The organism is Streptomyces nanhaiensis (assembly GCF_046614825.1).
Taxonomy (GTDB): Bacteria; Actinomycetota; Actinomycetes; order Streptomycetales; family Streptomycetaceae; genus Streptomyces; species Streptomyces radiopugnans.
Genome location: NZ_JBKJFM010000056.1, coordinates 17,338 through 32,388 on the forward strand (window position 1 = coordinate 17,338; position 15,051 = coordinate 32,388).

The window sequence follows — 15,051 nt, forward strand, 5'->3', positions numbered from 1 at the left end:
GGGGCGCTGCCCCCATGTGGGGGTTCCGGGGCTCTGGGACGTTGGTCCTGTGACTGATTCCGCCGTTCTGCGAGAAACCCGGACCACGTCCCTGCCGCGCTGGTGGTGGGCGCGGGGGCTGACCCTGCGCGAGCGGCTCGCCGCCCCGGGGGCGCCCGCGGGCGGACGGGCCGCGGCCGGCCGGAGCCGCCGGGCGCCGTGGGCCGTGGGGGACGACGCGGGATTCTCCGCCCGGCTGGCGGATCTGGGCCTGGACACCGGCCTCGCGCACGCCCTCGGAGACGAGCTCCCCGAGCGGCTGGGAGCACGGGCCGCGGAGCCGGAGTGGGCCGGCTACATCGAGCGCGCGGTCGCCGCGGCGCCCGTGGAGCCGGACGGCTCGGCCGGTTTCGGCACGGAGGGGCCCGCGGTGTTCCTGCCCTCGCTGCGTCCCCTGCTCTCGCTCGCCTGGTCCCGGGTGGCCGCCCGCACCGGCCGGTCCACGGCCGAACACTCCCCGGTACGGGCGGCGTTCGAGGAACGGCTCGGGGACCGGATCACCCGTCAGGCCGGCCGGACGCTGGTGAGGGAGCTGCACCGGGCCCGCGCAGCGGGACGGCTCCCGGGGGCGACTCCGCGGGACCGCTTCGCCTCCTTCGCCGCGGACCTGGGCACCCGGCGGGGGCTGGCCGGGCTTTTCACCCGCTACCCGGTCCTGGCCCGGATGCTCGGCCAGAGCTGCGTGGACGCCGCCGACGCCATGGCCGAGATGCTCGACAGGCTCGGCGCCGACTACTCCGTCCTAGTCTCCGAGCTGTTCGCGGGCACCGATCCCGGTCCCGTGGTGCGGATGGACCTCGGTCGCGGTGACGCGCACCAGGGCGGCCGGTCCGTGGCCCTGCTGCACTTCGCCTCCGGCGCCGCCGTCGTCTACAAGCCCCGTCCCCTGGACCAGCACTCCCTGCTGGACGAGGCGGCGGGCTGGCTCAACGGCAAGGTGCCCGGCCTGGGCCTGCGCACCCCCCGGTCGGTGCGCGGCGAGGGATACGGCTGGCTGGAGTTCGTCGAGCACCGGTGGTGCGCCTCGGTCACCGAGGCCGACCGGTTCTACCGCCGGCAGGGCGCGCTGCTGGCCCTGCTGTACGCGGTGGACGGCGCGGACATGCACTACGAGAACGTCATCGCCTGCGGCGACCAGCCGGTCCCGGTGGACGCGGAGACCCTCCTGCACTCCGGGCTGCCGCAGGCGGAGATCGCGGGGCACGACCCCGCCGCGCGGGCCCTGTACGCGTCGGTGCACCGCACCTGCCTGCTGCCGCACCTGCTGATCGGGGAGGACGGCGCGCTGGACATCTCCGTCCTCGGCCGGGACGGAGCCGGCACCTACCCCGGCGACGGGGTGCGCTGGGAGGGCGCGGGGACGGACGGGATGCGCGTGGTGCGCGGCCCGGTGGAGAGCCCGGCGGGCCAGAACCAGCCGCTGCCGCCCGGCGGGGGCGCCGGACGGGCCGACCACCGGGCCGCGCTGCTGGAGGGATTCCGCATCGGGTACGACGCGATCGCCGGGCACCGGGACGAACTCCTGGGCGCCCAGGGTCCGCTGGCCCGCTGGGCCCACCGCCCCGCCCGGCTGATCGTGCGCTCCACCCGGCTCTACGCGACCCTCCTGGAGGAGTCCACCCACCCCGATCTGCTGCGCGACGCGCTGGCCCGGGAGGCGGTGTTCGCGGTGCTGTGGACGGAGTCGGTCTGCGACCCGGCCCGGCAGCGGCTGATCGAGTACGAGATCGACGACCTGTGGCGCGGTGACGTACCGCTGTTCTTCCACCGGCCGGACCGCACCGCGGTGTGGACGTCCCACGGGGCGCGCCTGGACCGGGTGCTGCCCGCCGCGGCCCTGGCGACCGTCCGGGAGAAGATCGCCGCGATGAGCGAGGTGGACCGCTACGACCAGGAGTGGGTCATCTCGGCGGCGCTCGCCGTCACCGGTGCCAACGCGCCGCTGCGCGGGCCGCGTTCGGCGCTGGCCGTACGCCCGGCCCCGGCCGTGGTGCCCGAGCCGTCCCGGCTGCTGGCCGCCGCGTGCGGGATCGCCGACGAGATCGCGGCACGTGCGGTCCGCGGCGGCGGCCGGGCCAACTGGCTGGGTCTGGAGCAGGTCACCGGCGCGCACTGGGCGGTGCTGCCGATGGGCGGCTCACTGGCCCAGGGGTACTGCGGGGTCGCCCTCTTCCTGGCCCAGATCGGCTCGCTCGCCGGAGCCGACCGGTACACGGCACTGGCCCGGGAGGCCGTACGGCCGCTGCCGCCCCTGCTGGCGGCGCTGGCGGCCGACCCCGAGCTGAGTGCGGCGGCCGGTCCGGGCGCCCTCGAAGGGCTGGGCGGCATCGTCTACACGCTGGTGCGGCTGACCGCCCTGCTCGACGGGGTCGGCGACTGCCTGCCCGCCGCCCTGACCGCCCTCGGGCACGCCGTGGACGCCCGCCCCTCCGGTCCGGCCCTCCCCGGCCACGCCTCGCTCGCCGGCGGCCTCGCCGGAGCGCTGCCCGCCGCCGTCCTGGCGCACCGGGTGACCGGCGCTCCCCAGGCGGCCGGGCTGGCCCGGCGCGTCGCGGACCGGCTGCTCGACCTGACCGGGGAGGACCGGGCCGGGGAGGACCGGGCCGGGGAGGGCAGGGCCGGAGGGGCGGGCTTCGCCCACGGTGACGCCGGCATCGGCTGGGCCCTGCTGCGGTACGCCGCCGCGCTGCCGGAAGCCGGGGCGGCCGAGCCCCTGCCGTACGCCCGCGCCGGGGCCGGTCTGCTGCGGTCGGCCCTGGAGACCTCGGCCGGCGGGGCCGGCGGGGCCCGCGACCTGTCCTGGCACTCGGGGCTGGCCGGCGTGGCGTCGTCCGCGGCCGACGCGCTGGGCACCACCGGTCCGGCGGCCCCCGATGACGTGCTCGACCGCTGTGTGGAGCTGCTGGCCGACCCGGCACGCACCGGCGACCTGAGCCTTCGCCACGGCGCCCTGGGCCGTCTTGAGGCACTGGCCGTACTCGCCGGACGGCACCACGCCGGTGCCGAGGAGGCGCTCGGCCACCGCGCCGGAGAGGTCCTCGGCCTCATCGAGCAGCAGGGCCACCGCTGCGGCACCCCCGACCACGTACCGTCCCCCGGTCTGCTCACCGGCCTGTCCGGCATCGGATACGCGCTGCTCAGGCTGGGTTTCCCGGAGGCGGTCCCCTCCGTCCTCCTGCTCGACCACTCTCCCGGGGCTCCGGGCCGTCCGCACACCGCCCAGTGACCCGCCGGCTTCCCCCCGTTCCGCGTCAGCCCGTGCACACCGACCAGAAGGAGACCGTCCCCATGAACAAGCCCTCCGTCGAGACCCAGTCGCCGCTCTCCGCCGACGCCGACCTCACCGCCCACCCGGACCGGGACCAGGACGGCCGCGAGCAGGACGCGGCGGGCCGGGTCAGACTGTCGGGGCGGAACAGAGCGTGCGCCCGCACCCGCGCGCTGGCCGGCATGGTGCTGACCAGCGGCATCGTGATCACCCTCAGTTCGATGGACACCTCCGTCTCGGCGCCGCGCTGACGAGACCTCCCGGGTGCGGGTCCGCTCCGCCGGCGGGCCCGCACCGGCGCGTCACTCGGTGTGCGGCAGGACGTACGCCGCGTGGTCTGCCGCCACCAGCACGTATGAACTAGCATCTGCGTTCATGCGTTCGCATACGCCGTATGTGGTTGGGCGTGACCTCCAACTGCGCGATCTGGAAGAGGCGTTGTCCGACGCCCGGGACCGGCGCGGCGGAGTCGTCTTCCTGACCGGGGAGGCGGGCATCGGCAAGTCCCGGCTCGCGGCGGAGGCCGTGGGCATGGCCTTCGAGTCCGGGATGCGCGTACTTCGCGGCCGCAGCAGCACGACGGGACCCACCGTGCCGTTCCGGCCGCTGACCGAGGCCCTGATGTCCCTGTTCCGCGGCGGCGAACCGGTGGACGACTCCGCCCTCGGCCCCTACCGGCCGGTGCTCGGGCGGCTCGTGCCGGACTGGAACACCGGTGACCACGAGAGCAGTTCGATGGTCATCCTGGGCGAGGCGGTGCTGCGGCTGCTCATCGCAGCCGGAAAGGACCGGGGCCAGCTCCTGCTGCTGGAGGACCTGCACGACGCCGACCCGGAGACCCTCGCGGTGGTCGAGTACCTGGTGGACAACCTGGAGCACACGCCCGTGCTGCTCCTGGCCACCATACGCACCGAGTTCTGCGACGCGCTGGACCTGGCGTCCTCGGCCCGCAGACGCGGCACGGGCACCGTCCTCGAACTGCCCGCGCTCAGCCGGTCCCAGGTCCGGGACATGGTCGCCGCGCAGCTCGGCACCGAACCCGACCGGGTGCCGCAGGCGGCCCTGGAACGCCTGTGGGACGACAGCGCCGGAAGCCCCTTCCTGGTCGAGGAACTGCTGCAGTCCATGATCGGCGGCGGGGCGCTGGTGCGGGGCGGCGACGGCTGGCGGGTCGTGGGCGATCCGCGCGGCGACGTGCCCACCGCCCTCGCGCGGGGCATCCTGCGGCGCATCGACCGGCTGGGGCCCCAGGGGCTGACCCTGCTGTCCGCCGCGGCCGTGGTCGGGCGGCGCTTCCCCCTGACGGTGCTCCAGCGGATGACCGGCATCGACGACCGCGGCCTGCTCAGTCATCTGCACGCCGGGGTGGCGGCCCAGCTCGTCGTCCCCGACGAGCCCTCCCCCGACTGGTACGCGTTCCGCCACCCGCTGACCGTGGAGGCGCTGCTCACCCAGCTCACCCCCGGCAGGCGGGCCGAGCTGGCGCGGCGGGCCGCGGACGCGGCCTCGGAACTCCACCCGGAGCTGGCCGGCCAGTGGTGCCCGCTGGTCGCCGAGCTGCGCTCCCAGGCGGGTGACCCGGCCGAGGCGGGACGCCTGTTCGCGGAGGCGGGGCGGCGGGCACTGGCCGACGGCGCTATCGGTTCCGCCGTCACCCTGCTCGGCCGGGCCGAACGGCTGCTGTCGGACACCCGGGACACCCTGCACCGGGCCGAGGTCCTGGAGTGCCTGCTGCCCGCGCTCGCCGAGGCGGGCGACTTCGCGCGCGCCTTCGACCTGGCCGACCAGCTGCACGCCCTGGGCGGGGCCGGCCTGAGCGCGCCGCGGCTGGCCGCGCTGCACACCCGGCTCGCCAAGGTGGCCCACACCGCGGGCCGCTGGGCCGACGGCAACCGGCAGATCGCACGGGCCCGTACCGTCCTGGGCCCCGCTCCCGACGAGGCCGCCGCCGCGGCCGTCGACGTGGCAGCGGCCTACCTCGCCCTGGACACACCCGGCACGGACCGCACCCACCAGGCCGAGAAGCTGGCCCGCTCGGCGGTGGAGGCCGCACAGCGGCACGGCCTGCACACGGTCGCCTGCCTGGGGTGGGAGCTGCTGGCCACCGTGGCCCGCGAACGCGACCCCACCGAGTCCCAGGCCATGCTGGAGCGCGCCCTGACCACGGCGGAACGGCACGGCCTGCCGCTGCGGCGCATGTACGCGCTGACCCGGATCGGCGGCAACGCCTGGCTGTCCGAGGGGGACACCGCCGGTCTGACCGCCGCCCGGGAGGAGGCGCTGCGGCTGGGGTCGGCCACCATCGTCTACACCATCGACGGCATCCTCATCCTGGACTCCGTGCTGCGCGGGGAGTTCGGTGCCGCACGGGACGCCGCCGAGGAGTGCCTGGCCGTCGTGCGGCGCCTGCGGCTGGCCCCGGCCGTCCGCTACGTGCTGATGGCCAAGGGGGCCCTGGCGGCCCACCGGGGCGAGAGGGCGGCGATGGAGGAGGCGCTGGCCGCGTTCGCCGAGTGGGACGGCGCCGGCTCCCAGGAGGAACCGCTCACCGTCGGCCTGGCGAGGACGTTCTGCGCGCTGCTGGAGGAGGACGGGGAGCTGGCCCGGCGCGAACTGCGGGCCGTCCGCGAGCTGGAGCGCGACAACCCCAGCACCTACTACCTCAGCGGGCGCAGCGGCGTCGGGCTGCTGCTGGACGTGCTGGCGGGGGACATCGGCCGTCCCGGGCAGGAGGAGGCCGCCGCCACCGCGCCCGGCCGTCTGCGGTGGAACCGGCAGTTCGTCCTCCTGGCCGACGCCGTGCTGCTGGGCCGGGAGGGCAGACCACAGGAGGCGTCGGCCGCGGCAGCCGAGGCGCTGCGCGCCGCCGAGCCGTACCCCACCGCTCTCCACCTGGGCATACGGCTCGTGGCCGAGGCGGCCCACGAGAACGGGTGGGGCGAGCCGGTGGCCTGGCTGCGCCGCGCCGAGCACCACTTCCACCAGAACGGCGTGCCCGCCGTCGCCAACGCCTGCCGCGCGGCGCTGCGGCGTCTGGGCGCCCCCGTCCACCAGCACCGCAGCGGGACCAGCCGCATCCCCGAGGAACTCCGGGCCCTGGGCGTGACGGTCCGCGAGTACGAGGTGCTCGTGCTGCTGGCCGAGCGGCTGGGCAACAAGGACATCGCCGACCACCTCTACATCTCTCCGCGCACCGTCGAGAAGCACATCGCCAGCCTCATCGCCAAGACCGGCCGGTCCAACCGGGCCGCTCTGTGCGCCCTCTCGGCCTCCCTCTGACCCGGCGCCCCCTCGCCCCGGCCGCCCCGGCCCGCAGGAGCGGCCCGGTCACCGCATCGCGCGCACGGCGCCGGACGCGAGCACGCCCAGCGCGGTCAGCGCGAGGACCAGGGCGACGCCGGCGAACATCACGCCGGTGCCCGCCTGTGCCAGGGCGCCGCAGGCGATCAGCGAGACGGGCGCGACGGCGTACCCGAGGACCATGTCGACCGAGATCACCCGGCCGAGGACCGACTGCGGGATGTTCCGCTGGATCCAGCTCAGCCCGAAGACCCCCTGGAAGCCGATGGCGAACCCCATCACCAGCACCGTCGCGACCGCCGCCGCCGGGTGGTCCAGGATGCCGAGCAGGGCCATGCCCGCGGCCAGCCATCCGGCCAGTCCCGCGATCAGCAGGCCGACCCGGGGCCGGCCCCCGACGGCTCCACCCGCGAGGGTCCCCAGGATGGCTCCTCCCGCCAGCGCTCCGTTGAGCACGCCCAGGGTCGCCGAGCCGCCGTCCAGGGAGGTCCTGGCCAGGGTGGCGAAGCCGATGGTGAACGGCCCGGCGTAGCAGAAGTTGACGGCCGTGTCGACGACCAGCATGGTGCGGATGCGCGGGTCCCCCCACGCGTAGCGCACCCCGGCCCGTATCCGGGCGGCCAGCGTCTCCCCGGCGCCGGGCTCCGGCGAGGGGGCGGAGTCCGAGGTGACGGAGTCCGAGGTGACGGAGTCCGAGGTGACGGAGTCCGAGGTGACGGGGTCCGGGCCGGCCTCCTCCTTCCCGCGGGGGGCGGTGCGGATGCGGGCGACGCACAGCCCGCACAGCGCGAAGCACACCGCGTCGACGAGGAAGGCGACGGGTGCCTGGGACAGGGCGACCACGAGGCCGCCGGTGGCCGGGCCCAGCACGGCGGAGACCCGGGCGCCCGCGCCGAGCAGGGCGTTGGCGGAGGTGAGCGTCTCCTTGTCCACCACCGAGGGCAGGATCGATACCCGGGCGGGCTGGAAGAAGGCGTCGACCGCGCCGAAGGCCGCGGCGGCCGCGCACAGCATCCACAGCTGGAGCGTGCCGGTCAGCCCGCCCAGCCCGACCGCCGCCATCAGGGCGGCTCTGGCCCAGCTCGAGCAGACCATCAGGGCTCTGGGCGACCAGGTGTCGCCGAGCGAGCCGCCGACCAGGGTCAGCAGGGCACGGGGCACAGCCTGGAAGGTCAGCACGTAGCCGAGCGCGAGGGTGGATCCGGTCAGGGTGAGGGTCATCCAGGAGAACGCGATGTAGCTGAATCCGTCGCCGAGCAGCGACAGGGACTGGCCCAGCCAGAGCAGGCGGAAGGAGCGCTGCCGGGCGGGGGCCCACAGCCGTGGGCCGGCGCCCGTGAGGGTGGTCGCCATCGTGGGACCTCTGCCTTTCGTCGGGCCCTGCCCGGACCGCCGGGTGGAGGCGGTCCGGGCAGGGCCGGTGGGGTGCGGGCGTGTCAGTAGCGGACGGGCAGGGCGGTCAGGCTGCGGTTGAGCAGCGAGAGCTGCCAGGTGTGCCGTGTCCCGTCCAGGCGCAGGTCCGGGTAGTCGCGGACGAGGACGCCGACGACCGCGCAGGCCACCAGCCGGGCGAGCGCCGCGCCGATGCAGAAGTGGGCGCCGAAACCGAAGCCCAGGTGGGTGCCGCCGGTGCGCCGCAGGTCGAAGACGTCCGGGTCCGGGAAGCGGGCGGGGTCGCGGTTGGCGGCGGCGGTGACCAGGAAGATCCGGTCGCCGGCGCGGAGGGTGTGGCCGTCCAGCACGGTGTCGCGGGCGGCGGTCCTGATCGACATCTTCGAGGGCCCGTCCAGGCGCAGGGTCTCCTCGACGGCCGCGGCGACCAGTTCCGGCTCCTCGCGCACCGCCCGGAGCTGGTCCGGGCGGTGCAGCAGGGCGAGCAGGGTGTTGGCGATGAGGTTGCCCGTGGTCTCGCCCCCGGCGAACGCCATCTGGGTGAGCATCCCGACGAACTCCTCCTCGCTGACGCCGTCGCCGATCCGGCCGCCGGCCAGGACGGAGCTGATCAGGTCGTCCTTCGGCTCGGCGCGGCGCTCGGCGACCAGGCCTGCGAGGTACTCCTCCAGGCTGACCAGCGACTGCAGCGAGGTGCGGTACTCGCCCTCCTCCTGGGCCGCGCCCAGGACGAGGTCGCCCACGCGGGCGTTCCAGTACCAGAAGGAGGGGGCGTGCGCCTGGGGGACGCCCAGCCAGCGGGCGAAGACCAGGGCGGGCAGCGGTCTGGCGATGTCCGCGGTGACGTCGCCGGTCCGGCCGGGGGCCGCGCGGCGGTTGAGCATCGCGCGGGTCGCCCGCTCGGTGAAGGCGCTGTAGCGGGCGACGGCGCGGGCGGCGAACTGCTCCTGGAAGACCTGGCGCAGCCGGCGGTGCTGCGGCGGGTCGTTGAAGACCATCCAGCGCGAGAGGATCGCGAAGGCGCGCTCGGCGTCCTCGCGTGCGCCCTGCGGGACCGCGTCCATCAGGGGGCGGACCCGGTCGGCGGAGACCGCCGGGTCGCGCAGGCAGCGCATGACCTGCTCGTGGCCGGTGACCAGCCAGGCCCGGTGCATGGGGCTCCAGTGGACCGGGGCGTGGTCGCGCAGGGCGTTGAGGTAGCCGTAGGGGTCGGCGTTGACGGCGGGGTCGAGCAGGTACCGCTCGGTGAAGCGGGCCGCCGCGGGGGGCGTCGTGGTGGTCGCCGTGGGGGTCATCGCCGGGCCTCCGTCCCGATCGTGCCGAGCAGGTCCGCGATGCCCGCGACCAGCGGCTCGGCGAGCATGGACATGTGGTCTCCCTCGGTGACGTGGACGGTCAGGCCGCCCAGGGCCACCTCGCGCCAGCGGGCCACGTAGGCGCGGTAGTCGACGTCGAGGCCGGGCATGGGCTCGCCTTCGGGCAGCCCGGCGGCCAGGGTCCCGACGACGAGGTGGACATGGCCCGGATAGGGGCGCACCCGGTAGCCGGCCAGGGCGGTGAGCAGCGAGTGCCACACCTCGATCGGTGCCTTGTCGACCATGGCGGCCTCGCCGGGGCTCATCCCCGCGCCCAGCAGCAGCGCGGTGAGTTCGGCCGCCGCCTTCTCGCGCTCGGGCGACGGCGGCAGGGCGCGGAGGCGGTCGCGCATCCGCAGCGCCCGGCGCATGTCCCGGCCGACTCCGGCGAGCCGGTCGCGCGCCGCCGGGTTGGGCAGGTAGGGCTCGATCAGCACCAGGGGTTCGACGGTGTGGCCGGCCTCGTGGAGCTGGGTGGCCATCTCCAGGGCGATGTTGGCGCCCATGGACCAGCCCAGCAGGTCGTGGGGACCGTGCCCGCCCTGGTCTGCGATCTCGGCGACGTAGTTGGCCGCGATGCCGCCCACCGTGCCGGGGTCCACGCCGCCCAGCAGGCCGCGGGCCTGGAAGGCGCGCACCGGGCGCCCCGGCGGCAGGCGGCGGGCGAGCGGGACGAACCACGCGGCGCTGCCGCCGGTGGGGTGCACGCACCACAGCGGGGCTCCCCCGCCCTCCCGGAGGGTGACCTCGGAGCGGACGGCGGCGGCCGCACCCGCCTTCCCGGCCGACTCCTCGGCGCGGACGGCGAGTTGGGCGAGGGTGGGCCGCTCGATCAGGTCGCGCACCGAGACCGGCAGGCCGCGCTCGGCGGCCAGGGCGGCCACCCGCACGGTGGACAGCGAGCTGCCGCCGATGCGGAAGAAGTCGTCGTGCACTCCGATCAGGGACAGGCCCAGCACCTCGCGCCACACCTCGGCGAGCAGCCGCTCGGCGTCGGTGGCGGGCGCGACGTAGTCGGCGCCGCTCTCGGCGCGTTCGGCCGACGGCAGCGGCAGCGCCCGTTTGTCGATCTTCCCGCTGCGGTTGACGGGCATCTGGTCGAGGAAGACGAAACGGGCGGGCACCATGTAGGCGGGCATGCCGGCGCGCAGCGCCCTCGCCATTTCCCCGGCGGAGGCTTCGGCGCCGTCGCGCAGGACCAGGTAGGCGACCAGCGCCGGCTCGCCCGGCAGGTCGGTGCGGTGCAGCACCACCGCCTGCCGCACCTCGGGCAGCGCGCGCAGGGCGTGCTCGACCTCGCCCAGCTCGATCCGGAAGCCGCGCAGCTTGACCTGGGTGTCGCGGCGGCCCAGCCACTCCAGCGCGCCGTCGGGCCGGTGCGTGCCCAGGTCGCCGGTGCGGCAGGTGCGGGAGCCGGGCGGGCCGTACGGGTCGGGGACGAAGGTGGCGGCCGTCAGCGCGGGCCGGTTCAGGTAGCAGCGGCCGACGGCCCGCCCGCCCAGGTGGATCTCGCCTGGCACTCCGGTGGGCACGGGCTGCATGTCCTCGTCGAGCACCCGGGCGCTGGTGTTGCGCATCGGGGCGCCGATCGGCGGGCGTCCGGCCTCGGGGCCCAGTTCGGCGGCGACGGACCACACCGACGTCTCGGTCAGGCCGTAGACGTTGTGGAAGCGGCGCCCGCGCGACCAGGTGCCGGCCAGTTCGGCGGGGCACGCCTCTCCGGCCACCTGGAGCACCCTCAGTTCGGGGAAGCGGTCCTCGCCCAGGACCGCCAGGGCGCTGGGCGGCAGCATGGCGCCGGTGACGCGGTGGGTCAGCAGGGTGCGGGCCAGGTCGGGGCCCGGACGCAGCGCCTCCCGGGGCGCGGTGACCAGCCGTCCGCCGTTCGCCAGCGACCAGGTGAGTTCCAGGACGGAGGCGTCGAAGCCGAAGGAGGCGAACTGGAGGACCCGGTCGCCGGGGGTCGGGCGGATCAGGTCGCGCTGCCCTTCCAGCATGTTGATCAGGCCCTCGTGGGGGATCGCGACGCCCTTGGGGGTGCCGGTGGAGCCGGAGGTGTAGATGATGTACGCCAGGTTGCCGGCGCTCACCCGGCCGCCCGGCGGCGTCCGCGGGGCGGCGGGTCCGTCCAGGGCGCCGGGCTCGTCCAGGGCCAGGACCGGGCCGTCGAAGGGCACCGCCGAGGCGAGCGCGGTCTGGGTCAGCAGCACCCGCATGCCGCTGTCGGAGGCCATGAACTCCAGCCGTGCGGTGGGGTGCTGGGGGTCCAGGGGGAGGAACGCGCCTCCGGCCCGCAGGACGCCGAGGGCGGCGCGCACCATGTCCGGGCCCCGGTCGACGCAGATGCCGACGACCGTCTCGGGTCCGACGCCCAGCGCGTGCAGCCGGGCGGCGATCCGGACCGCGTCCGCGTCCAGTTCGCCGTAGGTGACCTCCTGCCCGCCGTGGACGACGGCGACCGCGTCCGGGGTCCGCCGGGCGTGCGCGGCGACCAGTTCGTGGAACATCAGGGGGCCGTTGTCCCGCTCCGGCCCGCTTCCCCACTCCTCCAGGGCCCTGTCGCGGGCGGCTCCGGTCAGCGCCGGACGGGTCACCGGGGCGTGCGGGTCGGCGATCATCGTCTCGATCAGCCCGCACAGCACGTCGGCGAGCTGCTCGGCGGTGGCCGGTGCGACGTGCTCGGGGTCGGCGTCGAGGGTGAAGCCGTTCACGCTCGCGTTGACCAGCAGCGGGAACATGGTCCTGGCGATCTCCAGGGACTCGTCCCAGGTGTCGTGGGAGAGCCGGTGGAAGTTGACGTAGTTGAAGACCGCCTCGACCGGGTTCGGCTCCCCGGGCCGCAGCTGCGCCATCCTCGCCAGCGGCATCCGCCGGTGGGGCAGCATCTCCTGTTCGGCGGCGAACACCGCGCGCAGGTACTCCAGCCAGCTCCCCCGCGGACGTTCGACGCCGAAGGGCACGGTGTTGAGGAACAGCCCGCGCATCCGGTCCGCGCCGGGCACCTCGGGCCGGCCGTTGGTGACCAGGCCGATCGAGTGTCCCTCGGCGGCCTCGTCCCGTTCGGCGAACAGGCTCATGGTGTGGTGGAAGGCGGTGATCAGGACGGTGCGCCGGGGCACTCCGGCCGCCTGTGCCAGCCGCCCGATCGGTTCGGCCAGCGCCGCCCAGGAGCGCCGCACCTCGTGGACGGGCCGATCCCCGTGCCCGCCGCCGTCGCCGCGCCGGGGGAAGCGGACGGGGCGGAGTCCGGCCAGCGCCGAGCGCCAGTACTCCAGCGCCTCCTCGCCGTGCAGCGCGGCCCGTTCCAGGGCCACGTACTCGGCGAAGGCGGGCGCGGGCGGCAGTTCGGGGGGCCGGCCCTCGGCCACCGCGCGCCGGTGCAGGTCGAGCAGGTCCGCCACCAGGGAGGTCAGGCTCCAGCCGTCCAGGACGACGTGGCAGTCGGTGAGGACCAGCCGCAGTTCGTGGTCGCCCGTGCGGTGCAGGTGGATGCGGACCAGCGGCGCGGCGGTCAGGTCGAAGCGGCGCTCGAACTCCTCGGCCACGAACCGGCGTACGGCGGCGCGCTGCTCCTGGCGGGACAGTGCGCGCAGATCGGTGTAGCCGACCGGCAGCTCTGCGGTGCGGTGCACCAGTTGGAGGGGCTCGCGGTAGGAGGTCAGGTCGATGGAGGAGCGCAGGATGCCGTGGCCGCGCACCACGGTGTCCACGGCGGCCTGGAAGGCGCCGAGGTCGAAGCCCTCCGGAACGGTGATCTTCAGGTCGGTGACGTTGTGGTACGCGCCGCGCCGCGGGTCGGCGAGCATCTCGTGGAGCATGCCGGCCTGGAGCATGGTCAGCGGGTAGGCGTCCTCCAGCCCGTCGGGCAGCCGGGCCGCGTCGGCCGCGTCCAGCTGGGAGAACGGCTCGACGGGGGCGGGTGCCCGGCCGGCCCTGCCGGCGCGGCGGGCGAGGTCGGCCAGGGTGCGGGCCCGGAAGAGGTCGGCCACGGTCAGGGCGAGGCCCGCCGAGCGGGCCAGGCCGATCACCCGCAGGGCCAGGATGGAGTCGCCTCCCAGGTCGAAGAAGCCGGCCGTGCGGCCGACGCGTTCGACGCCCAGGACCTCCGCCCAGATGCGGGCCAGGGTCACCTCGGTCGCGCCGGAGGGCGGGACGTGCCCGGCCGGGGCCGGCGCCCCCTCGTCCGCGGCCGCCGCCAGGGCGGCGCGGTCGACCTTGCCGTTGGCGGTGATCGGCAGCCGGGGGTGGCGTACGAACAGCGCCGGCACCATGTAGTCGGGCAGGGTCAGGCGCAGCCTCTCGCGCAGCGCCGCCGCGTCCAGCGGGCGGCCCTCGGTCATGACGACGTGGGCGGCCAGGCGGGCGCCGCCGTGCGGTCCGGGACGGGCCACCACCGCGGCGTCGGTGACTCCGGACAGGGCCCGCAGGGCGGTCTCGATCTCGCCGGGCTCGATGCGGTAGCCGCGGATCTTGACCTGGTGGTCGGCACGGCCGACGTAGGCCAGCTGCCCGTCGGGCAGGACGCGTACCAGGTCGCCGGTGCGGTACATCCGGGCGCCGGGCGGGCCGAAGGGGTCGGTGGGGAAGCGTTCGGCGGTCAGTTCGGGGCGGTTGCGGTAGCCGCGCGCGACGCCGCCGCCGGCGACGTACAGCTCGCCGACCGTGCCCTGCGGCACCAGGCGCCCGTACCGGTCCAGGACGTAGCCGTGCTGGCCGGTCAGCGGCCGGCCGATCGGCGACCGGGCCGGGGCGTGGACGTCGTCGGCGGTCAGGATCCGGTGGGTGACGTGCACGGTGGTCTCGGTGATGCCGTACATGTTCACCAGCTCGGGCCGGCGGTCGGCGGGAGTGTCGAACCAGTCGCGGTAGTCGCGCACGTCGAGGGCGTCGCCGCCGAAGACGACGGTGCGCAGCGCGAGGCCGGTGAAGTCCTGTCCGCTGCTGGCCAGGTGGGCGCGCAGTCCCTTGAAGGCGGCGGGCGTCTGGTTGAGGACGGTGACCTTCTGAGCGCGCAGGACGGCCAGGACCGCGGCGGGGTCGCGGACCTGCTCCTCGGTGAGCACCACGACGCGGCCGCCGCTGGTGAGCGGCCCCCACAGTTCCCACACGGAGAAGTCGAAGGCCGGTGAGTGGGCCAGGGTCCACACGTCGCCCGGGCCGAAGTCGAAGTGGTGGTCGGCGGCGCCGAGCAGCCAGGCGAGGTTGGCGTGGGTGACCTCCACGCCCTTGGGGCGGCCGGTTGAGCCGGAGGTGTAGATGACGTAGGCGAGGTCGTCCGGCGCGGGGCGGACGTCGCCGGCGTCGGCGGCAGCGGCTCCGACTCCGGCTTCGGCCTCGGCGAGGGGTATCACATCGACCGGCAGTCCCTGGACCGCCGCGCGGCCGGTGTCGTCGGCGACGACGAAGGAGACGCCGGCGTCGGTGAGGGTGAACTCGCGCCGGGCGCGCGGATGGGAGGGGTCCAGCGGCAGATAGGCCGCGCCCGCCCGCCACACCCCGAGCAGTGCCACGGCCAGGTCGGCCGAGCGGTCCAGGCAGACCCCGACCAGCGACTCGCGTCCGACGCCGGCCGCGCGCAGCCGGCGGGCCAGGGCGGAGGCCTCGGCGTCCAGCCGCGCGTAGGTCAGCGTCCGGTCGCCGCCGACGACGGCCGGCGCGTCCGGGGTGCGCGCGACGTGCTCGGCAAGGCGCGCGGGC

At 75.7% G+C, this 15,051-nt stretch carries 6 protein-coding genes; 3 read left to right on the forward strand and 3 right to left on the reverse strand.

Annotation, left to right across the window (positions count from 1 at the left end):
- Positions 1-49: 49 nt before the first annotated feature.
- The 3 genes from ACLIYP_RS14710 to ACLIYP_RS14720 all read left to right on the forward strand — a co-directional run bounded on the left by ACLIYP_RS14710 (position 50) and on the right by ACLIYP_RS14720 (position 6,586).
- On the forward strand, positions 50-3,265 hold the full coding sequence (locus tag ACLIYP_RS14710; RefSeq protein ID WP_412713582.1) for a type 2 lanthipeptide synthetase LanM family protein: 3,216 nt from the start codon (positions 50-52) through the stop codon (positions 3,263-3,265).
- Between the two features lie 62 nt (positions 3,266-3,327).
- Positions 3,328-3,558 (forward strand): hypothetical protein, encoded by a 231-nt coding sequence (locus ACLIYP_RS14715; RefSeq protein ID WP_412713583.1) that lies wholly within the window; start codon positions 3,328-3,330, stop codon positions 3,556-3,558.
- Positions 3,559-3,703: 145 nt separating this feature from the next.
- A complete protein-coding gene (locus ACLIYP_RS14720; RefSeq protein WP_412713584.1) occupies positions 3,704-6,586 on the forward strand; it encodes a helix-turn-helix transcriptional regulator in 2,883 nt (960 codons plus the stop codon).
- Positions 6,587-6,634: 48 nt separating this feature from the next.
- Here the strand turns inward: ACLIYP_RS14720 and ACLIYP_RS14725 are convergent, their stop codons facing one another.
- From ACLIYP_RS14725 to ACLIYP_RS14735, 3 genes are all read right to left on the reverse strand, one after another.
- Positions 6,635-7,960 (reverse strand): MFS transporter, encoded by a 1,326-nt coding sequence (locus tag ACLIYP_RS14725; protein WP_412713585.1) that lies wholly within the window; start codon positions 7,958-7,960, stop codon positions 6,635-6,637.
- Between the two features lie 83 nt (positions 7,961-8,043).
- Positions 8,044-9,294: a cytochrome P450 gene (locus ACLIYP_RS14730; RefSeq protein ID WP_412713586.1), complete on the reverse strand. Its 1,251-nt coding sequence runs from the start codon at positions 9,292-9,294 to the stop codon at positions 8,044-8,046.
- Positions 9,291-15,051: amino acid adenylation domain-containing protein (locus tag ACLIYP_RS14735; protein WP_412713587.1), on the reverse strand; the 5,761-nt coding region annotated here is incomplete at its 5' end. The genes ACLIYP_RS14730 and ACLIYP_RS14735, both read right to left, overlap by 4 nt.